General features: G+C 43.0%; 22 protein-coding genes. All 22 read right to left on the reverse strand.

From position 1 onward, the window contains the following. Window positions 1-156: 156 nt before the first annotated feature. Window positions 157-516 (reverse strand): 50S ribosomal protein L19, encoded by a 360-nt coding sequence (gene rplS / locus FGL80_RS00610; protein WP_010001800.1) that lies wholly within the window; start codon window positions 514-516, stop codon window positions 157-159. Window positions 517-636: 120 nt separating this feature from the next. Continuing rightward, window positions 637-2,337 carry a phospho-sugar mutase gene (locus FGL80_RS00615; RefSeq protein ID WP_147001660.1) on the reverse strand — a complete coding sequence of 567 codons (1,701 nt, stop codon included), beginning with the start codon at window positions 2,335-2,337 and terminating at the stop codon, window positions 637-639. A 46-nt stretch (window positions 2,338-2,383) separates the two neighbouring features. Beyond that, a complete protein-coding gene (locus FGL80_RS00620) occupies window positions 2,384-3,040 on the reverse strand; it encodes a DedA family protein (protein ID WP_147001661.1) in 657 nt (218 codons plus the stop codon). 63 nt (window positions 3,041-3,103) lie between these two features. Next, on the reverse strand, window positions 3,104-4,558 hold the full coding sequence (gene gtfA / locus FGL80_RS00625) for a sucrose phosphorylase (protein ID WP_147001662.1): 1,455 nt from the start codon (window positions 4,556-4,558) through the stop codon (window positions 3,104-3,106). Between the two features lie 91 nt (window positions 4,559-4,649). Beyond that, on the reverse strand, window positions 4,650-5,846 hold the full coding sequence (locus tag FGL80_RS00630; RefSeq protein ID WP_147001663.1) for an MFS transporter: 1,197 nt from the start codon (window positions 5,844-5,846) through the stop codon (window positions 4,650-4,652). A gap of 256 nt (window positions 5,847-6,102) precedes the next feature. After that, window positions 6,103-7,059, reverse strand: coding sequence for a thioredoxin-disulfide reductase (trxB, locus tag FGL80_RS00635; RefSeq protein ID WP_147001664.1), 957 nt, complete (start codon window positions 7,057-7,059; stop codon window positions 6,103-6,105). Between the two features lie 78 nt (window positions 7,060-7,137). Next, a complete protein-coding gene (gene galU / locus FGL80_RS00640; RefSeq protein WP_055307564.1) occupies window positions 7,138-8,010 on the reverse strand; it encodes a UTP--glucose-1-phosphate uridylyltransferase GalU in 873 nt (290 codons plus the stop codon). A 47-nt stretch (window positions 8,011-8,057) separates the two neighbouring features. Further along, complete coding sequence (locus FGL80_RS00645; RefSeq protein WP_147001665.1) at window positions 8,058-9,068, reverse strand: NAD(P)H-dependent glycerol-3-phosphate dehydrogenase; 1,011 nt, start codon at window positions 9,066-9,068, stop codon at window positions 8,058-8,060. Continuing rightward, complete coding sequence (hprK, locus tag FGL80_RS00650) at window positions 9,061-10,023, reverse strand: HPr(Ser) kinase/phosphatase (protein ID WP_055307562.1); 963 nt, start codon at window positions 10,021-10,023, stop codon at window positions 9,061-9,063. The genes FGL80_RS00645 and hprK overlap by 8 nt, the downstream gene beginning before the upstream one ends. Window positions 10,024-10,045: 22 nt before the next feature. Next, window positions 10,046-10,381, reverse strand: a complete 336-nt coding sequence (locus FGL80_RS00655; RefSeq protein ID WP_147001666.1) for a phage holin family protein — start codon at window positions 10,379-10,381, stop codon at window positions 10,046-10,048. Window positions 10,382-10,565: 184 nt separating this feature from the next. Then, a complete protein-coding gene (gene phoU, locus FGL80_RS00660) occupies window positions 10,566-11,240 on the reverse strand; it encodes a phosphate signaling complex protein PhoU (protein WP_010001788.1) in 675 nt (224 codons plus the stop codon). Between the two features lie 18 nt (window positions 11,241-11,258). Then, window positions 11,259-12,029 (reverse strand): phosphate ABC transporter ATP-binding protein PstB, encoded by a 771-nt coding sequence (pstB, locus tag FGL80_RS00665; protein ID WP_055307560.1) that lies wholly within the window; start codon window positions 12,027-12,029, stop codon window positions 11,259-11,261. Beyond that, window positions 12,026-12,865 carry a phosphate ABC transporter ATP-binding protein PstB gene (pstB, locus tag FGL80_RS00670; RefSeq protein WP_010001785.1) on the reverse strand — a complete coding sequence of 280 codons (840 nt, stop codon included), beginning with the start codon at window positions 12,863-12,865 and terminating at the stop codon, window positions 12,026-12,028. The genes pstB (FGL80_RS00665) and pstB (FGL80_RS00670) overlap by 4 nt, the downstream gene beginning before the upstream one ends. 91 nt (window positions 12,866-12,956) lie before the next feature. Continuing rightward, complete coding sequence (gene pstA, locus FGL80_RS00675) at window positions 12,957-13,841, reverse strand: phosphate ABC transporter permease PstA (RefSeq protein WP_055307559.1); 885 nt, start codon at window positions 13,839-13,841, stop codon at window positions 12,957-12,959. After that, window positions 13,841-14,764 (reverse strand): phosphate ABC transporter permease subunit PstC, encoded by a 924-nt coding sequence (gene pstC, locus FGL80_RS00680; protein WP_029509636.1) that lies wholly within the window; start codon window positions 14,762-14,764, stop codon window positions 13,841-13,843. The genes pstA and pstC overlap by 1 nt, the downstream gene beginning before the upstream one ends. Before the next feature lie 83 nt (window positions 14,765-14,847). Further along, window positions 14,848-15,741 (reverse strand): phosphate ABC transporter substrate-binding protein PstS family protein, encoded by an 894-nt coding sequence (locus FGL80_RS00685; protein ID WP_147001667.1) that lies wholly within the window; start codon window positions 15,739-15,741, stop codon window positions 14,848-14,850. Between the two features lie 105 nt (window positions 15,742-15,846). After that, window positions 15,847-17,202, reverse strand: a complete 1,356-nt coding sequence (locus tag FGL80_RS00690) for a sensor histidine kinase (protein ID WP_147001668.1) — start codon at window positions 17,200-17,202, stop codon at window positions 15,847-15,849. Window positions 17,203-17,270: 68 nt separating this feature from the next. Next, the gene (locus tag FGL80_RS00695; protein ID WP_147001669.1) at window positions 17,271-18,179 is read right to left on the reverse strand and encodes a phosphate ABC transporter substrate-binding protein; all 909 of its coding nucleotides are present in this window, start codon (window positions 18,177-18,179) and stop codon (window positions 17,271-17,273) included. A gap of 178 nt (window positions 18,180-18,357) precedes the next feature. Next, window positions 18,358-19,047 carry a response regulator transcription factor gene (locus tag FGL80_RS00700; protein ID WP_010001777.1) on the reverse strand — a complete coding sequence of 230 codons (690 nt, stop codon included), beginning with the start codon at window positions 19,045-19,047 and terminating at the stop codon, window positions 18,358-18,360. A gap of 114 nt (window positions 19,048-19,161) precedes the next feature. Continuing rightward, window positions 19,162-20,307 carry a recombinase RecA gene (gene recA / locus FGL80_RS00705; protein WP_147001670.1) on the reverse strand — a complete coding sequence of 382 codons (1,146 nt, stop codon included), beginning with the start codon at window positions 20,305-20,307 and terminating at the stop codon, window positions 19,162-19,164. A gap of 133 nt (window positions 20,308-20,440) precedes the next feature. Further along, entirely contained in the window at window positions 20,441-21,022 is a 582-nt protein-coding gene (pgsA, locus tag FGL80_RS00710) for a CDP-diacylglycerol--glycerol-3-phosphate 3-phosphatidyltransferase (protein WP_055307552.1), read from the reverse strand. Window positions 21,023-21,031: 9 nt separating this feature from the next. Then, complete coding sequence (locus FGL80_RS00715) at window positions 21,032-21,910, reverse strand: helix-turn-helix domain-containing protein (protein ID WP_147001671.1); 879 nt, start codon at window positions 21,908-21,910, stop codon at window positions 21,032-21,034. Window positions 21,911-21,920 lie beyond the last annotated feature (10 nt).

Genomic DNA, 21,920 nt, shown 5'->3' on the forward strand with positions numbered 1-21,920 from the left:
TCATGCGATTTTTGCATATATCACAACTTTTGCTATTATATTACGCCTCTATGACAAGTCCATATCCCATATTATTTTCCCGTGTCCCCCAAAAATCCGGTGGGATTACCGGTATTTTAATATAAAAAAAGACACCTCACGGTGTCTTTTCTCGGATTATACGTCGCGACGACGTTCCTTGATACGTGCTGCCTTACCTTGCAAAGCGCGGAGGTAGTACAACTTGGCACGACGAACGGCACCATAGCGTACAACTTCAATCTTATCAACACGTGGTGAGTGCAATGGGAATGTACGTTCCACACCAACACCAGATGAGATCTTACGCACTGTGTAAGTTGCTTGAATACCAGCACCCTTACGCTTGATAACAACACCTTCGAACAATTGGATACGTTCACGTGAACCTTCGACGATCTTAGCGTACACCTTAACAGTGTCACCAGCGCGGAAGTCAGGGATGTCAGAACGCAATTGTACTGATGTAACGTTTTCTAAAATACTGTTTTGACGCATTGGTCATTCTCCTAGCCGACAATCTTACACTCGCCCTCAGGCTAAACGCACAGCGGATTATCGTTAATATTGCCTTACGGCTTTTCTTAGTGTAACAAATAATTCATGCCATGTCTAGCACTATTTTGTATAAGTCATCAAATCTGCTGTGATCGTGTCAATTTTTGCTTGTGAAGCGGCTTGTGAATCAGAAGTGACCCCAATATAGAACTTCAACTTTGGTTCAGTTCCTGATGGGCGTACAGCCACCCATGAGCCGTCAGCTAACCAATATTTCAAGACATTGGCTTTTGGCTGTGTCAATGTTGTAACCTGGCCGTCAGCATCAGTTTCTAGACCAGTTGAGAAGTCTTGCACGCGGCTAACAGCAATCCCCCCAATCGTTTCAGGTTGATGATCACGGAACTTGGCAATAATTTTTGCCATATCGTCATTTCCATGCACACCTGGGAAGTCCAAACTAATGGTCTTTTCTTCAAAATAGCCGTACTTGTCAAACAAGGCTTGCAACCCATCCGCAAATGTTTGCCCTTGAGACTTATAGTAGGCCGCTACTTCTGCAAACAACACGAGGGCTTGAATGGCATCTTTATCGTGAGCAAAAGGCTTAACCAGATAGCCAAAACTCTCTTCAAAGCCAAATAAGAACGTCTTTTCTTGCGTTGCTTCATATTCATCAATGGTTGCCGCGATGTACTTAAAGCCAGTCAACACATCAGCTGTCGTTACGCCAAAGCTTTCGGCAATCTTTGAAGCGAAACGTGATGACACGATTGACGTCACAATTGCCCCATTATCTGGCAATGTGCCGGTGTTTTGCTTGGCCGTTAACAAATAATTCACCAAAACAGCGGCAATTTGGTTCCCAGTCAAAACTTGGAAGGTGCCATCGGCTAAACGAACCGCAGCGCCCATGCGATCAGCATCGGGATCTGTGGCAACGACAGCATCGGCACCTGTTTCCTTAGCATAAGCAATAGCCATTTCTAATGCCGCTGCATCTTCTGGATTTGGCTTGGCAACAGTTGGGAAATCCCCGTCAATCACAGCCTGTTCCTTCACAATCGTATAATTCGTAAAGCCTGCTTGTTGTAAGGCCTTTTCCCCAATATATTGACCCGTGCCGTGAAGTGGTGAGTAAACAAACTTCAATGATTGCCCTTCTTTAGCCACCAATTCCGGATCAACCGTGACCGTCTTCATAGCTGCTAAATATTTCTCATCAATGGCTTGATCAATCACTTCAACATACGTTTGTGTGTCGTCAAGTGCAATATTAAAGATATCCGAGATGCCAGCCAATTCATTCACGACAGCATCAACGGCTTCCGGCACCATTTGGCCACCGTCTTCACCGTAAACCTTATAGCCGTTGTATTCCTTGGGGTTGTGTGATGCCGTAATCATGATACCAGCAAATGTCCCCAATTCTCGCACAGCAAAAGACAGTTCCGGCGTTGGCCGCAAGCTGCTAAAAAGATAGACTTTGATTTGATGTGCTGACAAAACTTTAGCTGCATCTGATGCAAATTCAGGTGAAAAATGGCGTGAATCAAAGCTAATCACAACGCCACGCTTTTTCGCTTCATCCCCTTGTGACGCAATATAACGCGCTAGGGCTTCGGTGACTTGGCGTACCGTAAAGATGTTCATTCGGTTAGTTCCCGCACCCAAAACACCTCGCATACCTGCTGTTCCAAAGCTCAAATTTTGATAAAAAGCTTCTTCTTGCTGCTCTGGTGTATATGAGGCAAGCTCATCGGCCAAATAGTCAGGCAAATCTGCCGCTTGCCACTGTGCTAAAGTTTCTTGATAATGCATGATTTTCTCCTATAACTTATCTAATCATAATTATAACAAACGTAACCTATTTCCGAACTAGTAAGTTCAAGACGGCGCGTCGTAACTTTGGTGAGCGTAACCCAATAATCAAGGCAACCGCTATGACCACCAGCCCAATCGTGAGCCATTCGTGCGGGATGGCCAAATGGCCGATAAAATAACCCAGTGATGTAATGGTAAACGCCCATAAAAAGCTCGCAAACGCTGCCATTTTAATATAACTGGCAAAAGGCAATCCCAAGCGTTGCGCTAACAACGGTACCGCCACGCGAATAAACGGTAAAAAGCGTCCTAACACGATAAACAATAACCACCGTTTGGGATGGAAATCAACTGCCAACCGATCAATGACGCCACCCGATATATACTTTTTTAAAACAGGGATGCGACCAATCTGTCGGGTTAAAAAGCCCCCAAACCAATAGTTCACAGCATCACCACAAAGTGACGCCAAACCAAACACCAGACAATCTGCCAATAACTCCCACAAATTATGATGTAAGCCTGCGACACTCCCCACCGATGTCAAAATCGTATCGCCAGGAATAAAACCCGTGACAATACCGGCTGTTTCAACAAAAATCAGCAGAAACATCACGACAAATTTTGACCACGCAAAGGCTTGATCTGCTGACAGAATATGATTAATGACAGTTGGTAAGTTTGAAGCTAATATGATCATAGACAGGCCCTTTTCCTTGCCTTAATTATATACTAAAAAAAGCGCCAAAGCGCTTTGGTTACATTAAGCCTGTGTATTGAAAATTTCCTTATCATTTTCAGTAACTTTGAATTGCTTTGTCGCAAAGTCAGCTGTCAAAACAGCAGTTGTTTGACCATCAGCTGATGTGCGTGTAATGATCAAATCGTTGTCACCGTTGTTTTCAACCTTAATCTCACCATCAAGGTCAAAGGCTGAACTTGTGTTACGGAAGCGAAGCAAGTCAAACAAGTTTGACACAACTGGGCGCTTAACTGTTTCAGCAATTTCTTCAAGGTCATAATAGTGACGGTTGATGTTACGGCCTTCCTTTGTGCTTTCCAACAATTCAAGGTCGTTTTCACCTGCCAACAAACCAACGTAATAAACTTGTGGGATACCTGGTGCAAAGATTTGTGTCGCACGTGCTAGCAAGTAAGCGGCATCGTCATTACCCAAAGCTGAGTAATAAGTTGTATTAATTTGGTAAATATCCAAGTTATTGTAGGCTGCTGATGAGAAGATCTTCTTCACGTTAGCCCCAACCTTGTACATTTCTTCCGTTGTAAAGTCTGTTTCTTCTTGTGTCAACAAGTCCTTGGCATCGACAACACCAATACCATCGTGCGTATCCAATGTTGTAAATTGCTTCATTGGGCTTTGACGCAACCAGTCAGCCAAACGGTTTGTCTTACCTGAATAAAGTGAGTACAACGTAATCAATGGCAACGCAAAGTCGTATGAATACATGTCGTGATCTGTAATCTTGCGCACAATCTTGTAGTGTTCATGGATTTCTGGCAAAACTTCAGAACCTTCGGCTGTCAAGATTTCACGTACTTCGTTCAAAACATCCCAAATTTCTGGTTCAACGAAGAAGTCGTTTGTATCCAACTTCTTGATGGCGTAAGCAAAGGCATCCAAACGGATAACTGACGCCCCATGGCGGGCAAGGTTAATCAATGAATCCTTGATGAATTGCTTTGTCACTGGCTTTGTGACATCCAAATCCATTTGTTGGTCACCGAATGTGTTCCAAACTTGATCTGTTGTGCCGTCCGCAAAAGTTACTGGCGCAAATGGTGCCTTATCCTTACGCTTGTAGATCAAATCAATATCTTCAGCTGTTGGACGGTTTTCAGGCCAGAATTCAGAGTACTTCAAGAACATGTCGTAGTATTCTGACTTGTCCTTCTTTTCTAAGAAGTCTTGGAAATACTTTGATTGTGGTGAAATGTGGTTCAACATGAAGTCAAACATCAAGTAGTACTTCTCAGCTAACTTATCAATGTCAGACCAGTCCCCAAACTTTGGATCAACTGTTTCATATTCTTCAGGGGCAAAGCCACGGTCACCTGTTGATGGGAAGAATGGCAAGACGTGGACACCGCCAACAACACCATCCAATTCATTTGACAACACTTGATTCAATTCCTTCAAATTCTTACCAAGTGAGTCAGCATATGTAATGAGCATCACTTCATTGGTGAGCTTTTTCATGTTCGTTCTCCTTTATTTACGCTTAATTACGCTGTTTATTGTTCAGTTCATGCTACTTATATGGCGCCGCAGGTTGGCGCCCAATATGATTTTAAGCCTTCTTTTTACGGTTAGTAATCAACGTGACAACCGTTAAACCAAGTAGGATAAAGGCCAAAACCGGTGTTGTTGTATAAGCTGCGGAATCCGCATTACGTGTTGGATTACCCAAAATGCCAGACATAAGTGACAAAACAAATGGTTCAACGAACACACCAACGTTAAAGCCAATCAAGATAATTGATGTCACCAATGGTTGCTTTTTCAGAGGTGCCAATTGTGGTAATTGACTAAAAATAAATGGTGAGATCAGTTGCATTGGGAAACCAATCAACAAAACCCCAATCGTCAAGATAATAAAGTTTTGGTTTGAAAAGGCCACCAAGAAGTTTGAGACCGCCATCAACAATAGGCCAACCTGCAACGTATAACGACCAAAGATTTTTTGAACTGTCCCATACAAGATACCACCCATCATAGCAGCAACTAACATGAAGGATAGAATCGTTGAGACCACCATACCGTTAACGCCAACATTTTGGGCCATGAATGGGAAACTCAATTGAATGGCCATATAGTCAATTACCAAGAAGGCCGCAAAGAATGCCAAGACCCAAACCATTGGGCTCATCTTAGTTGCTGGACGAATAGCTGGTGTTGTGTTGTCATCTTTTGCTTCTGCTTCATTGACCATGTCTGATGTTTCAGGCACTTGACGATAAAAGAGGTAAAGAATTGGGAAGGCTAAGAGATAAACCAAGAAAGTCATTTGCCAACCAAAGGCCAACAACAAGCCGGCAATAAATGTCAAAACCGCTTGACCAATTTGTTCAACCGCAGCACGCCATCCCAGCATCGTGGCCCGTGTTTGTCCTTGATACATCACCGCAATCATTGATACAGCCAATGAATTGAAAATACCTAATCCGGCCCCCAGTACCATGCGTGATACTAAAATAACGGGATAAGATGCAACGAACAATGGCACAGCACCTGCAACGCCGACCAAAATCATCCCCAGCGCAATTGTCTTCTTATCCCCCAACTTTGCTGCGATAAAAGCACTAAATAAAACAAATATCGTCACAAAGATAGATGGTGTTGTTGATAACGCTTGCGCCTCAGTTGCCGTAACGCCAAGTGCTTCTGCCATTTGTGGCAAAGCGCCGTTGATGGCGTAAGCACTTGTTAACATAAATGAAATACCTAAAAAGGCAATTTTAGTGAGCCATTTATCCTGACTTCTCATTACATTCTCCTCAAATCTGATTAAAACCGGTTCCAATTTTGTTAAACAAAACATGCTTTGTGCATTTCTACACAAGTAATTATAATATCCCGATTTTTAATTGTCAAACGTTTTTCAAATGTAATAAATTGTGTAAATCTTTCAGAAAATTACATTTTCTTACATTGTTGCTATAACTATCATTTAGTAATTTATATTAAAATAATGCGCTGCTCTTTTTGGCTAAAATAAAAAAGCAAATTTTAACAATTTGCTTTTATTGCGCCGTCGGCGCTGCTGATTTTGACGGTAATTGGCTAATATAAGTGTAAGCCCCTTGACCCGCAATCCCTCCTTCTCCGACAGCTGTCGTAATTTGGCGGAGATCTTTGGCACGAACGTCACCAATTGCAAAAATACCAGGAATGGCAGTTTGCATCTTGTCGTCTGTGATAATCCAACCTTCATCATCAGTAATATTCAAATTTTCAAAGCCTTGTGTGTTGGGCTTTAAACCAACATAAATAAAGACACCACTCGCATCAATATGTGATACTTCTTGCGTTTGATTGTTGATGACATCAAGACCAGTCACCTTTTCACCATCACCAGTAATCGCGAGTACTTCAGTAAACCAATTAAATGCCATTTTGTCACTAGCAAAAGCACGGTCTTGAATAATTTGTTGCGCACGCAACTTATCGCGACGATGCAATACCGTGACTGACTTGGCCAAGTTTGTCAGATATAGTCCCTCTTCAATAGCAGAATCACCGCCACCAACAACGACAACATCTTCATTACGGAAAAAGGCCCCATCACATACCGCACAGTAGCTGACACCACGGCCTTGATAGTCTTCTTCACCGTCTTTACCCAAATGAATATGCTCAGAACCAGTCGCAATAATCACAACTTTGGCCTTGTAGTCACCCATATCCGTATGGATAAGCTTGTCTTCACCATCTAACGTGATTTCTTCAACCATACCAAAACCATATTCCGCACCAAATTGTGTTGATGAGGCATACATTTTCTCGGCCAAATCTGGTCCCAAAATCGAGTCAAAACCTGGATAGTTTTCAACTTCAGCCGTATTATTCATTTGGCCACCATAAATACCACGGTCTAACATCAAAACGGAAAGATCGGCACGTGACGCATAGGTTGCCGCCGTCATGCCGGCTGGACCAGCCCCAATAATCACAACATCATATTGCTTATAATCTGTCAATTTGTTGCCCTCATTTCACTTACTTTTTGTTAACCCTATTTTACACGACACAACTTGATTTGTCTCGTGATTTGAATTTTACAACTTAGCAGCAAGTTCCTTGATGTAGGCGCGTAATTGATCTTTGGTTTGTGGGTGCTTCAAGCCAAATTCAATATTAGTTTCTAGGAAACCAATCTTTGAGCCAATGTCATAACGATTTCCCTTGAATTCATGGGCATAAACGTGCTGACGGTTATTCAATGAATCAATGGCATCCGTTAATTGGATTTCATTACCCTTACCAGGCGTTGTGTTTTCAAGTTCTTCAAAAATTTCCGGTGTTAACAAGTAACGCCCAATAATGGCCAAGTCAGAAGGCGCATCTTCTGGCTTAGGCTTTTCCACGAATCTCTTAACGCGGAAAAGTCCCTTTGAAGCTTCAGCAGCTGGGTCAATTACCCCGTATTCTGACACTTGGTCATGCGGCACTCTCATGACCGCCAAAGTTGATTCACCAGTTTCTTCATAACGGTCAATCAATTGCTTTGTCAATGGCACGTCATCTTCCATCAAATCATCACCAAGCAACACGACGAAAGGTTCGTCCCCAATAAAGGCCTTGGCTGTTAAGACCGCATCCCCTAAGCCCTTTGGGTGTGACTGACGAATAAAGTACATGTTAATGTCCGTTGTTTCTTGCACAATCTTAAGTAATTCATCCTTACCCTTTTCGCGCAAGTTGTTTTCCAATTCTGGATTTGAGTCAAAGTGATCTTCAATTGATCGCTTTGACTTCCCATCAACAATAACAATCTCTTCGATACCTGAGGCAATTGCTTCACGCACGATATATTCAATCGTTGGTGTATCAACAATTGGTAACATTTCCTTTGCCAAAGCCTTTGTCGCTGGCAAAAAACGTGTGCCAAGTCCTGCTGCTGGAATAATTGCCTTACGTACTGGTTTCATAATTTATAACTCGCTTTCTTTCTTTTCAATCTAACACAAACATCATGCTAATCTTCAGATTTTAATGGCCGTGCCATCAAATCAGCAATCGCTTGTGCTAATGGTTTATCTTCATACAACACTTGATAAATCGCTGTCGTAATCGGCATATCAACTTGATAAGTTTTGGCAAAATCGTACACGGCTTTCGTCGTGTTGACGCCTTCAATCACCATGCCCATGTCTTCGGTTACCTGGGCCAGGGTTTTGCCTTGTCCAAGTCCCATACCAGCGCGATAGTTTCGTGAATTTGGTGACATGCCTGTCACAATTAAATCCCCGATACCCGCTAATTCATAGAGCGTTTCTTCTTTGGCACCCATGGCCAACCCAAGCGCCCGCATTTCCACTAAACTACGGGTCAACAAGGCAGCTTGTGCATTAGCACCATACCCTAGTCCAACTAACGCGCCTGAGCCGATGGCAACAATATTTTTCAAGGCTGCAAACAACTCTGAACCAAGTAAATCATGATTGGTATAGGCGCGGAAAGTTTGATTTGATAAAACTGTTTGCAACAACTTAGCTGCTGCTTCGTCCTCACTCCCAATCGATACCGCCGTTAGATCATGTCGAATAACATCTTCAGCGTGTGACGGTCCTGATACTACTGCAATTGCTGACCGATAAGTAGCTGGTATTTCTTCAGCCATCATTTCAGAAATGCGCTTGTAAGTCCCTTGTTCGAGACCCTTAGTCGCATGTGCCAAAATGACTGTCTGTTGTTGCGCAGTTAAGACGTCAGCTAGTTGTTGGGCTACTTCGCGGACTGCTTTAGTCGGCACCACACTCAAGACAATCTCAACATCCGCCACGGCTTCAGCCATGTCACTGGTAGCCACTAACTGTTCTGACAACTGTGCTTGTGGCAGATACTTGTCATTGGTATGTTGGGTGTTAATTTCAACTGCTTGATCTGGGTTATGTGTCCATAAACGTACATCATGCCCGTTTTCTGCAGCGGTATTTGCTAAAGCTGTGCCCCAAGACCCTGCACCGAGTACGGCCAGTTTAGTCATGTTTGTTCTCCAAATCTTTCTTTTCGTTCTTGGCCATTTCAGCAGCCATTCGTGCTTCAAGCGTTTTAAGCGGATCAATGCCCATATTAGCCGTGCGGAACTTGACTGCCGCCGCATCAATCACACTCGCTGTATTACGCCCAGGTGTAACTGGCACAACCATGCGCTTGATTTTCACCCCTAAAATTTCCAACGTATCATTATCATTGCCTAAGCGGTCAAAGTTTGCTTCACCAATTTTACCGTTTGAGAGATGAATATTCACCGCGATTGTGGCGTGTGAACGCACGGCCACAGCACCGTAAACTTGTTGCACGTCAATAATACCAACACCACGTACTTCCATCATATTTCGGAGGACGTCGCTTGGTTCACCAATTAAACGTTCTTCATCTTCTTGATAAATATCCACACGATCATCGGCAACCAAACGCGCTTTATCCTGTTGAATCAACTCCAAGGCCGCTTCTGTTTTACCAATTCCGGCATCACCAGTAATCAAAACACCCAAGCCATACACGTCAATCAAGACGCCATGTACGCTTTCTCGGGGTGACAATTGACCACCCAAATAGTACGTCATATTCGACAAAATACGTGAAGAGGTTAGCGTTGATGTCAAAATTGGAATATGTGCCTCTTCAGCTGCCTGCTTCAGTTCATCACTGATTGGTAAGCCGGTTGACACCACAAACGCTGGCGTCGTCGCATCAGCCATCCGGCGATAGACCATCAAAAGCTCATCGTGTCCCATCCGTTCTGAAAAGGACGTCTCAGTAATCCCAAGCAATTGCACACGTTCAGGCGCATAATAATTAAAATACCCCGTCATTTCTAGACCAGGACGTGAAATGTCTGCAGTGGTAATTGGCCGATCTAAATACTGCTCCCCAGACACAATTTCTAATCGGGTATGATCAACCAACTGTTTTACTGTCACTGAATTCTGTATCATACTACTATCTTTCTCAATCTATTTATACATCGGAGGTCAATATTGTATTCACAATCGATAACACAATTGCCATTAAAATTGCCCAACCAAAACCGGCAAAAGCGAAGCCACCCACTAACAATGTTGTCATTTCTAATAGCAAGGCATTAATAATAATTGTAAATAAGCCAAAAGTCATGATGTTGAGTGGCAACGTTAAGAGTAATAATACTGGCTTAATCAGCATGTTTAGCAACGCCAATACAAAGGCCGCGCCTAAAGCCGTCAGCCAGTTCTCAACGCTAAACCCGCTGGGAAATAGCGTTGCTGTCACCATAAAGATAATCATCGTGGTGACTAATCTTGCAATAAACGGCATAGGCCCCCTCCAGTAATCATGTAAGCGCTTTAAACATTGATATAAAGCATCTTATCGGAAACGTTATAAATTCATTATACCAAATATTTAAATATGATGAGTAGAAAAAATGACTGAACGAGCTGTTCAGTCATTTTTCTGCCATCATTGCTACAAAACCGAGGGCAATGATGGGGATTATAGGTTAAATAAAGTAATTGTAGCCAGGGTTTAATTCAATAATTTTACCTGTGCGCTTATAAACGATCCACTCCGCGATATCGATAGTATAGTCCCCAATGCGCTTCAAGTAACCCGCAATCACCAAATAATCAGCCGCTGAATCGACCAATTCTGGATCATCCTTCATGCCTTTTACGGAATCCAAACGGACTTTAGCCGCCCGATTTGACCATGATTGGTTTTCTTCAGCAATTGTTTCCGCGCCTAAAGCGTCATTTTTAACGTAGTAATCCATCACACGAGAAACCATTGTTGCCACTTGTTCGCCGATTTCACCCAATTCTTTTTCGACACTAGGAATATGCTTAGTGCCTTTCACACGAATGGTTGAATTGGCAATGTTACGCGCTTGATCACCCATACGTTCTAGGACTGAAACAGCCTTTAAAATCGTCACGATTTCACGCAAATCAGTCGTCACGGGTTGATACAAGGCAATCATTTCAAATGTCTTCTTTTCAATGGCCGCTTCGCGTTCATTAATCTTATGATCATTTTCCAAAATGGCCTTCGCCCCCTCGCGATCATGATCGACAAATGATTGCACTGCCTTTTGAATCGTTTGGGCGACAAGCATCCCCATTTCTGTAAATGAATTATCTAAGTCAGCTAATTCTTCATCAAATAAACGTCGCATATTGTTTCTCCTTTATGCTTAGCCAAAACGGCCACTGATGTAATCTTGTGTTTCTTGGCGCTGTGGGTTTAAGAAGATGTTTTTCGTTGCATCCACTTCAATCAAATTACCACTTAGGAAAAATGCTGTGCGATCTGATAGACGTGATGCTTGAGACATCGAATGTGTCACAATAATCATCGCATAATCATTTCTTAAATTCAACAACGTTTCTTCAATGTTGTGACTTGATACGGGATCCAAAGCTGATGTGGGTTCATCTAACAATAACAACTCTGGTGAGGTAGCCAGCACACGGGCAATGGATACACGTTGCTGTTGGCCACCTGATAAGCCTAATGCTGACTTGTGCAAATCATCTTTCACTTCATCCCAAACGGACGCTTGACGTAGCGCTTTTTCAACGGCTTCATCCAGCACCGTTTTATCGCGAACACCGTCTAAGCGCAACCCAAAGATGACATTTTCATAGATTGAAAATGGAAATGGATTAGGTTGTTGGAAGACCATCCCAATACGCTTACGCAATTCAACTGTATCCGTTGTTGGCGCATAAATATTGGTCCCATTAAAGTCAAACGTGCCGGTGACCGTAATGTTATCTTCCAAATCATGCATCCGGTTTAGCGCCCGCAAATAAGTAGACTTCCCTGATCCAGAAGGCCCAATGAGCGCCGTAATGCCTTTTTCTGGAAATGTGAGGTTAATGCCATGCAAGGCCTCTTTTTTACCGTACCATAATTTCACATCGCGCGTTTCAAGAATATTCTTTTGTGTACTCTCTGTCATCCGAAGTTCCCCGATATATAATCATTTGTTAGCGCAACTTTTGGCCGTGTAAAGATTTTACGTGTTAAATCATATTCAATGACTTTTCCCATGTGGAAGAACGCCGTGTAGTCACTAATACGCGCTGCTTGTTGCATGTTGTGCGTCACAATAATGATCGTATACTTGTTTTTCAACTCAAGCAGTGTGTCTTCAACTTGTGCTGACGAAATTGGGTCAAGCGCACTTGACGGTTCATCGAGCAACAAAATATCTGGCTTCAATGCCAATGCGCGGGCAATCACCAACCGTTGGGCTTGTCCACCTGACAAAGCGAGGGCTGACTTGTTTAATTCATCTTTTACTTCGTCCCACAAAGCAGCTTGACGCAAACTTGTTTCAACAATTTCGTCTAATTCTTGCTTGTCAGTTACCCCACGTTGTGTCAACGCAAAGGTAATGTTGTTATAAATTGACTTTGCAAACGGATTCGGACGTTGGAAAACCATGCCAATATGGCGGCGCATTTCGTAAACATCAATCGCTTTCGTATTAATGTCAACACCGCGGTACATAATATTCCCTTTAACTGTCGCCACGCCATCATTCATGCGGTTCAAAGACCGTAAAAAGGTTGACTTACCGGAACCAGAGGCACCGATTAAACTCGTAATTTTGTAACGTTCAAACGCTAAATCACCTTCACTCAAGGCCAAGTTATCACCATAATAAACTTGCAAATCATGTGTTGACAACGCAATTTCATGCTTTTCAGGTGACATGTTATAGATATAGCGTTCGGGCTGCTCATCCGAAATAAATTCACTGACTGGTTTTAAATCAATCGTATTTGCCATTTTTTCTCCATAAAGCCTACAATCAGGCTGTCCTATTGCCTAGTAGCTGACTGTGACAACTGTTTCTTTCAATAAACTCACAAAGCTCACATTAAGCACTGGTAAGCTTTTTGTGTAACTTTGTGCCCAGCTTACGTGCACTGAAGTTAAACAATAAGACAACAATGATCAACACCGCTGAGGAACCAGCAGAAACTGCACTCACGTCAGGCATAATCCCTTCAGAATTAATTTTCCAAATATGCACCGCCAAAGTTTCGGCCGGACGCATTGGGTTTAGCGGACTAGAAATGTTGAATGGATTCCAGTCGCTGAAGTTCAAAGCTGGGGCAGATTGTCCCGCTGTATAAATCAAGGCCGCCGCTTCACCAAACACACGACCAGCAGACAAGACAACACCGGTGACAATTGAAGGCACCGCTGCTGGTAAGATGACATGAATCACTGTTTCCCAGCGTGATAGGCCTAATGCTGAGCCGGCTTCACGTTGCAAGTTTGGAATTTGTGCCAAACTGGTTTCAATTGAGCGTGTCAACAAAGGTAAGTTGAAAAATGTGAGGGCGATGGCCCCAGACAAAATTGAAAAGCCTAAATGGAATTTCACCACAAACAACAAGAAACCAAACAAGCCGACAACAACTGATGGCAATGAACTCAAAATTTCGATTGCTGTCCGAACAATTGTTGTCAAAGGGCCCTTGCGGGCATATTCATTCAAGTAAATTGCCGCAGCTAAAGCGATTGGAAAACTAATCGCCATGGCAAGCACTAACAAGTAAAACGAGTTAAACAATTGCACCCCAATACCACCGCCAGCTTCAAAGGCTTTGGCTGGTGCCGTCAAGAAATGCCATGACAAGTGTGGTACGCCACGAACTAAAATAAAGGCGAGCATGGCCGCTAAGATTAGCGCAACAATCCCAGAAATCATATAAATGATGCCTGTGGCGATTTTATCAGCAGTTTTTGCATTCATTATTTCATTTCCCCTTTGCGTCCAATAGCGCGCACAATCAAGTTAAAGACAAGTGACATCAATAGCAAGATCATGGCCAAAGTCCACAAGACATTATTTTGTAGTGAGCCCATAACTGTGTTACCAATCCCCATTGTCAAGACAGAAGTCAAGGTTGAGGCTGGTGAAATCAGGTTCTGTGGCATCAATGCCGCGTTACCAATAACCATTTGGACGGCCAAGGCTTCACCAAACGCACGCGCCATACCAAAGACAATCGCTGTCAAAATACCTGGGGTTGCCGCACGCAAGATGACTTTATAAATCATTTGCCAACGCGTCGCCCCAATCGCCAAAGCTGATTCACGGTAATGACGTGGCACTGATTTCAACGTATCCACCGTCATTGACGTAATCGTTGGTAAGATCATGACGAATAACACAATAGTACCCGATAAGATACCAAATCCTGATCCACCAAACACTGTCCGAATAAATGGCACAACCACCGTTAAGCCGATGAAACCATAAACAACTGATGGAATACCAACCAGCAATTCAATAATTGGTTGCATGATTTTTGTCCCACGCTTTTGTGCAATTTCAGTCATAAAGAGGGCCGTCCCAATTGCAAATGGTGTGGCAACAATTGCGGCTAAAAACGTGACCAAGAACGAGCCCATGATCATTGGCATCGCCCCGACATAAGGCTGTTTTGTTTGTGGATTAATCACTGATGGATTCCAAGTTGTGCCAAAGAGAAATTCCTTCACACTGACACCATCTTGGAAAAATGTTGATAGTCCACGGCTCATAACGAAAGCAAAAATTGAAACGACAACAAGCACGATCAAGGCCAACGCTGACAAACTAATTGCCCGCCCCATTGCGTCTTGCTTCGTTGATTCTGACTTTTGCATCAACTTTTTTGTAATGTTATCCATTTTATCTCCAAAGTATTTGACGAGTGGTTATCCACTGTCTACTATATTTCAAATGCTGTTCTGATGTGATTAGCACACAATAGCTAAACATCACATTCTTTTTTTATAATCTGGCCGTCGACTTGACGAATAACTCGCATATCATGAACTGAGATATAGCCCAACTTTGGCACCAAAGTCTTTTGGATTTTTTCTGATGTTAAATAGTCCAAGAACTTGGCGACACGCTTGGTTGGTTGCCCGTTCGTATACACGTGCTCATACGACCAAATCGGATACCGACCAGTAATGACATTGCTGTTGGTTGGCTTGACATGGTCAATTGTCGGTGCCACAACGGTATTGTTGATGTACCCAAAGGCTGCATAAGAGATGGCACCAGGTGTTGTCGCGACAATTGATCGCACCATACCAGATGAATCTTGTTCTTGCGCTGAAGTACTCTTATCACCCATCAAACCAAACTTTTCAAAGGTTGCCCGTGTTCCTGAGCCCGCGGCACGATTGATGATCACGATTGGTAAATCACGCCCACCGACTTGACGCCAGTTCGTCACTTTACCTGTGAAAATCTCACGCAATTGTTGGGTGCTCAAGTTGGTCACCCCATTTTCTTTATTTAATAACGGTGTAATGCCAACGACAGCCACTTGATGGTCGACTAACTTCGTCGCATCAATCCCTGACTTTTCTTCGGCAAATACATCTGCGTTTCCTAAATCAACCGCGCCTTGTGCGACTTGACTTAGACCGGTACCCGTACCGCCACCTTGCACATTCACAAATGTCCCAAGATTAACTTTCGTGTATTCTTCTCCGGCAGCTTCTACCAATGGTTGTAAGGCCGTTGAACCGACAGCCGTGATTGATGTGCCTGATGCACTTTTATCACGTGTAATGTAACCTGCGCCAATGGCCGCAATAAGACCCACGATGACGATTGTTGATACAATCGTCCCGCGATGTGATTTCGACATGTTGATGCCTCCCAAGATTTAACTACAATAACTACTACTCTCCTATTATCTTAAAGTTATGTAAATGTCATCGCGGGTGAATGTAAAGGTTGTGTCAAGAAATATTTACAAAGGTAACGTCACACTGATTGTTGTGCCCACCGCAACTTGTGATTGCACTTTAATTTCGCCATTGTGCTTATTGACAATTTCATTAACAATGGCTAACCCTAAGCCCGTGCCACTGGCAATTTTGCGTTGTCGTGATTCATCCCCACGATAAAATCGTTCAAAAATACGTGATTGCTGATTCGTAGGAATCCCAATACCCGTATCTTTAACATTTAACTGCCAATGCTGATGATCCTTGTAAGCCGTGACGTGAATGTCGCCACCTTGGACATTATATTTCACTGCATTAACAATCAAGTTTTGTAAAATCATCTCCACGTCTGTTTTGAGGCCACGAATGATAAAATCATCGGGCACGTCATTACGTAATTGCACAGCTTTGGTTTCCGCCAGTGGCATCACATGCTGCCATTGTTCGGCCACCATATCATGAATCACTAACTCCGTCTGCACAGCCTCTCGCTTTTGTTGCACACGTGATAACGAGAGAATATCATTGACCAATGACGATAGCCGTTTGGCTTCCTGCGCTACAATATCCAAAAACATCTCCCGCGTGGCTTGGTCTGCACCGGCCGGCCCTTGTAATGTTTCGATAAATCCCGTAATTGCTGTTAGCGGTGTTTTTAACTCATGAGACGCATTCGCCAAAAAGTCAGACTGCATCCGCTCAACTTGTAAGACCGACGTTAGGTCATAAATAATGATCATGACTTCCGCATGTTTCAGATTACCTTGGTGATACAAAGTACTCACTTCATACTGTTTCATATCACCATTAATTTGCAAATTTAAAATCGATTGTTGATTTTTTTGCGTATTAAACGTTTGGGTAATGAGCTCAGAGAGCGTGAACTGTCGAATCACCATACTTTCGGCAATAGGCGTTTCGGGGCGTTGAATCCCTAACAGGTCAGCCGCCGTTTCATTAAACACATCAATGGTATGCGCGCGATTAATATTAATCACCCCAACTGGTAAGCTCGCCAGCAATGACTGGTAGTTTGTGACATCACGTTGTGCTGCTTGGCGTGCTTGCTCAATCCGATGTTGCATCACATTAAATTGCTGAATTAAGGCGTAATAAGGCGATCCTGGTTCCGCCAACACGCCTCTTGGTGTCTCACCAGCAACCGTATCGGCCATCCGTTTTTGCATGACTTTTAATTCTTGTTGTTGGCGATTTTCCAAAAAATTAGCCCATATGACAATGACAAAAGTTGCCAAAGTCATGATTAAAACAAGCAACAGCCACTGTCTTAAGCGTAGCTGCAATAGACTACTCATCACGCCACAGCAAACAAAATTGATCAACCAAAACGATAGAAATTTTAATAATTTTTTTGTCATTACCTTACTCCAATATCTCTATCATAACAAAAAAGCCCGCTGACGCGGACTTTGAAAAATGACTTAAATTAGTTTTTTGTAACCTTGCCTGACGCATCACGTGTCACTTTCATATCCGTCAAACCAATGTAACCAAGCTTTGGCACGATTGACTTTTGTACTTCCTTAGTTGTGAAGTAATCCAAGAATGCCTTAGTGGCACCTGTAGCGTCACCCTTTGTATACATATGTTCGTATGCCCAGATTGGCCATGAATTGTCTTCAACATTCTTTGTATCAGGCGTTACCTTGTCAATGTTAAGCGCCTTGATACCAGAAGCATCCAAGTAAGCAAAGGCTAGGTATGAAATAGCCCCTGGTGTTGTTGACACGATCTTTTGAACCGTACCGTTAGAATCTTGTTCTGTTGCTTGAACAGCATTTTGACCGTCTAACACATTCTTTTCAAAGACAGCGCGTGTCCCTGAACCAGTAGCACGGTTAACCACAACGATCTTTTCGTCTTTACCGCCCACTTCTTTCCAGTTCGTAATCTTACCAGTGAAGATGTCACGCAATTGGGTCTTTGACAAATTTGACACTTGCACATCTGAGTTCACAACTGGTGCAATACCAACAACTGCGACTTTGTGATCCTTCAACTTAGAAGCATCAACACCAGACTTTTCTTCAGCAAAGACGTCCGAGTTACCGATTTGTGCTGAGCCACTCGCAACTTGACTCAAACCAGCACCTGAACCACCACCTTGAACTGTCACTGTCACACCAGGATTTTTTTGTTGGAATGACGTTGCAACTTGTTCTGCCAATGGTTGCAAGGCCGTCGATCCTAAGGCAAGCACCTTACCACTGAGATTAGAAGTGGTTGTTTTTTGTGTGTCTTGCTTAGTCGTACTTTGATTTGAATTGGCATACAATGCCACACCTGCTGCGATAACGACAACACCGCCGATAACACCGACAACTGCTTTGTTCATGAGTAATTCTCCCTTGTCTAAGGCTTCATTGAAGCGTATGTAGTGTAAACTTGGTTGTAGTAGTGGCTCTTGGGTGCCAGTCCTTGTTTACAAGTTATATACTACCGACGCTGTGTCAAAGAACTAGGCACAAACCTGTCATCATTATGTAAATCATTGTAAAGTCATCTTTACGCGGCTAAACCACCATGGTATAGCCGAAACCACGAACCGTTTTCAGGAGCACTGGCGACTTCGGGTTGGTTTCAATTTTTTCCCGTAAATTACTAATATGCATATCAACCATACGGCTTTCACCCGTATATTCATAGCCCCACACTGCCGTTAAAATCGTCTCACGATCAATGACACGTCCGATACGTTGGGCAAAATAGAGCAACAATTCATATTCTCGCGGGGTCAACGTCAAAATCTTATCAGCCTTGGTCACAACCTTCTTATTATCATCAATGACCAGATCCTGAATCTTGATGATATCCGCCTCTTCAGAGACTTGATGATCAACTTGTGAACGACGCAACACCGCTTTTAAACGCGCGATGACTTCTCTTGGACTAAACGGCTTAGTAATATAATCATCTGCCCCAAGTTCTAGACCAAACACTCGATCAAATTCATCCCCTTTGGCAGTGACCAAAATCACTGGGGTACTAATCTTATCTTGACGTAAGGTTTTCAAAACCGTCATACCATCCATGCCTGGTAGCATCAAATCTAGCAAAATAGCATCGAATTGTTGTTGACTGGCTAATTGGTAAGCCGTCTGGCCATCTTCTGCCACTGTGACGTCATAATTATTCTCTTCCAAGTTATATTGCAATAACGTTGAAATTGCTGCTTCATCATCCACTACTAAAATTTTTGTCATGATCCCAACACACCTTTTTTAATTATGATGTCTGCCTCTCTAATTGTTTGCTTAATTGCATTGTAACAAAAAAAATGGACACGCCCTAGCGTTTCCATTTATTCTTTACAGGATTTATACAATTGGTTCGTCCGTTAAATCATCATCTTCATCAGCGACCAATGTCAATGTTTCTGGGGCTTCAATTACCTCATCATCAGTCTCTTCTACTAACAACTCGCCATCACCAATGCCAAAGGCGTTACGGACTTTAGCATAGATTTCTTGACGCATCGCAGCATTTTCTGGTGCATCCAAGAATTCTTTCGCTTTTTCACGACCTTGGCCAACTTTGACATCACCGTAATAGTAAAAGGCACCGGCTTTGCGGATAATTTCTTGTTCCGCACCGAGATCCAAAATTTCACCAGTTTGTGAAATGCCCTTTCCGTACATGATATCAACTTCAGCAACCTTAAATGGTGGCGCCACCTTGTTCTTAACCACTTTGACTTTGGTTAAGTTTCCGGTCACATCTGTGCCATCTTTAATTTGGGTTGAACGACGAACTTCCAAACGGATCGTTGAATAGAATTTCAACGCACGTCCACCCGGCGTCGTTTCTGGGTTACCAAACATGACACCGATCTTTTCACGAATTTGGTTGATAAAAATCGCAACTGTACCAGTACGGTTCAATGTACCCGCCAGTTTACGCAAAGCTTGGCTCATCAAACGGGCTTGCAAGCCAACGTGTGAGTCGCCCATTTCCCCTTCGATTTCTGCACGTGGTACTAACGCTGCCACAGAATCCACAACGATGATATCCACTGCCCCAGATTGTACCAAAGCATCAGCAATTTCTAACCCTTGTTCCCCAGTATCTGGTTGTGACAAAAGCAATTCATCTTTTTTAACACCCAAAGCTTCAGCGTATTTCACATCCAAGGCATTTTCGGCATCAATATAGGCAGCTGTGCCACCAGCTTTTTGCACTTCGGCAACAGCGTGTAAGGCCAACGTTGTTTTACCAGAAGATTCTGGTCCATAAATTTCAATAATACGTCCCTTAGGATAGCCACCAACGCCTAAAGCAACATCTAGCTTAACTGATCCTGAAGGATAAGTCTCAACTTGTGTCAGCGCATTATCCCCTAACAGCATGATTGATCCCTTACCGAAATTTTTTTCGATACGCTTTAAAGCCTCATCAAGTGCCGCCTTACGGCCGCTTGCTTGACTGTCTTTATCGTCTTTTTTAGTCGTCTTTTTTGTGACCATTTTTAGCTAACTCCTTTTATCTTACCTCAATAGTGTACCTGTTTCTAAACGTAAAAGCAAGCATTTAACGAACAATTGTTCGACAGCGTTCGTACCTTATTTGATGATACGAAAAAAGCGCTTATCGCGCTTTTTATAGACCGTCGGAAAAGACTACTCGGTTCTGCCAGAAATAGTCAATGCCTGAATAAATTGTAAAGATAACCGCAATCCACAATAAGATTTCACCAATGGGCAACCCAATTGCAGTAAATGGGACATCTTTGAGATATAAAAAGAAAATCGCAAACATTTGCGAGAAAGTCTTAATTTTACCCGGCATCTGTGCCGCTAAGACTTTACCATTATTTTCTACAATTAAGGTACGTAAACCAGTAACGGCTAGTTCCCGAATCACAATCACAGCTGTCATCCAAGCTGGTACCACGTTGAACCCAGTCAAAAAGATCAAGGCTGTCATGACCAACAACTTATCGGCCAACGGATCGGCAAACTTACCAAAATTCGTCACCAGATGTTGGCGACGGGCAATTTGACCATCCAAAAAATCCGTGATTGATGCTACCGCAAACACAATGGCAGCAAGCAACCAATTGAGTGGCAACATCACACCTGTCACGTCAAGTGATTGCCACGCATAAGGTACCGATAATAATAGGATAAAAACAGGAATAAGAATAATACGAAAAACAGTGAGTTGATTTGGCAGATTCATAATGGCCCCTTATTTATTGAGATTGAACAAAACGTTCCAAAACGGCGTTGCCGTTCCGATAACTGTTACCTTTTGATCATCAAAGGTCATCGTTGCATTGGCAACATTGGTGAATTGAACATTCACCGCGTTAGTACCAGCAGGCACATCAATCGTTTTATCGGCCTTGACCAGTTCATTTAACAACACAGTTGTCCCAACTGTCACTTTCACGTTGGTCCCAACACCCTGTGCTGAAACTTTAATCGTGTGTTGCTTATCGGCTTGCCCCGATAGGTTATAAATCGTTGTTTGCAACGCCGTATTCTGTTCTGGCGTACCAAGTGTCACCTTAGGTTCTGGCTTCTTTTCTTCAGGCTTTTTTGATGACGACGCAGCGCTAGAAGCATCACTGCTACTGCTACTTGGTATCGTTGAAGTCGATACTGACACATTGCCACTATCACTATTTTGTTGGTCATTATTACCAAGATGCGTCATAGCAAACCAAACCGCAACGAGGCCAACTAAAATAAAAATAGCCAACCAAACCTTTGGTAACATGTCAGAAAATTTTGAACGCGGTGACGGATTAGGATTTGTCCCCGCACGCACTACCCCATCATTATCACGATGAGCCCGACTCAAGTCACGACTTCTCGAGATTGAAGGTGGCGTTGTTTCCCCTAGCAACGTCTCTGGATTTAAGCCCACTGCAATCGCATATTGGCGAATAAAGGCGCGCACATAAAAATCCCCAGGCAAAATGCTTAGGTTATTATTTTCAATGGCCTCCAGATAACGTGCTTGAATCTTAGTTGCTGCTTGCACGTCTTCTAAAGATAAATTTTTCGCCAGACGCGCAGCTTTTAACTGTTCGCCTATTTGATTCGTCAAAGTTTCACTCATAATTTGTCCA

The organism is Leuconostoc lactis (genome assembly GCF_007954625.1).
GTDB lineage: Bacteria > Bacillota > Bacilli > Lactobacillales > Lactobacillaceae > Leuconostoc > Leuconostoc lactis_A.

Bases quoted from the DNA above. Each gene is read 5' to 3' on its own strand.
- rplS (WP_010001800.1), bottom strand. From the start codon at position 516: ATGCGTCAAAACAGTATTTTAGAAAACGTTACATCAGTACAATTGCGT.
- FGL80_RS00615 (WP_147001660.1), bottom strand. From the start codon at position 2,337: ATGCATTATCAAGAAACTTTAGCACAGTGGCAAGCGGCAGATTTGCCT.
- FGL80_RS00620 (WP_147001661.1), bottom strand. From the start codon at position 3,040: ATGATCATATTAGCTTCAAACTTACCAACTGTCATTAATCATATTCTG.
- gtfA (WP_147001662.1), bottom strand. From the start codon at position 4,558: ATGAAAAAGCTCACCAATGAAGTGATGCTCATTACATATGCTGACTCA.
- FGL80_RS00630 (WP_147001663.1), bottom strand. From the start codon at position 5,846: ATGAGAAGTCAGGATAAATGGCTCACTAAAATTGCCTTTTTAGGTATT.
- galU (WP_055307564.1), bottom strand. From the start codon at position 8,010: ATGAAACCAGTACGTAAGGCAATTATTCCAGCAGCAGGACTTGGCACA.
- FGL80_RS00645 (WP_147001665.1), bottom strand. From the start codon at position 9,068: ATGACTAAACTGGCCGTACTCGGTGCAGGGTCTTGGGGCACAGCTTTA.
- hprK (WP_055307562.1), bottom strand. From the start codon at position 10,023: ATGATACAGAATTCAGTGACAGTAAAACAGTTGGTTGATCATACCCGA.
- FGL80_RS00655 (WP_147001666.1), bottom strand. From the start codon at position 10,381: ATGCCGTTTATTGCAAGATTAGTCACCACGATGATTATCTTTATGGTG.
- phoU (WP_010001788.1), bottom strand. From the start codon at position 11,240: ATGCGACGTTTATTTGATGAAGAATTAGCTGACTTAGATAATTCATTT.
- pstB (WP_055307560.1), bottom strand. From the start codon at position 12,029: ATGACAGAGAGTACACAAAAGAATATTCTTGAAACGCGCGATGTGAAA.
- pstB (WP_010001785.1), bottom strand. From the start codon at position 12,865: ATGGCAAATACGATTGATTTAAAACCAGTCAGTGAATTTATTTCGGAT.
- pstA (WP_055307559.1), bottom strand. From the start codon at position 13,841: ATGAATGCAAAAACTGCTGATAAAATCGCCACAGGCATCATTTATATG.
- pstC (WP_029509636.1), bottom strand. From the start codon at position 14,764: ATGGATAACATTACAAAAAAGTTGATGCAAAAGTCAGAATCAACGAAG.
- FGL80_RS00685 (WP_147001667.1), bottom strand. From the start codon at position 15,741: ATGTCGAAATCACATCGCGGGACGATTGTATCAACAATCGTCATCGTG.
- FGL80_RS00690 (WP_147001668.1), bottom strand. From the start codon at position 17,202: ATGACAAAAAAATTATTAAAATTTCTATCGTTTTGGTTGATCAATTTT.
- FGL80_RS00695 (WP_147001669.1), bottom strand. From the start codon at position 18,179: ATGAACAAAGCAGTTGTCGGTGTTATCGGCGGTGTTGTCGTTATCGCA.
- FGL80_RS00700 (WP_010001777.1), bottom strand. From the start codon at position 19,047: ATGACAAAAATTTTAGTAGTGGATGATGAAGCAGCAATTTCAACGTTA.
- recA (WP_147001670.1), bottom strand. From the start codon at position 20,307: ATGGTCACAAAAAAGACGACTAAAAAAGACGATAAAGACAGTCAAGCA.
- pgsA (WP_055307552.1), bottom strand. From the start codon at position 21,022: ATGAATCTGCCAAATCAACTCACTGTTTTTCGTATTATTCTTATTCCT.
- FGL80_RS00715 (WP_147001671.1), bottom strand. From the start codon at position 21,910: ATGAGTGAAACTTTGACGAATCAAATAGGCGAACAGTTAAAAGCTGCG.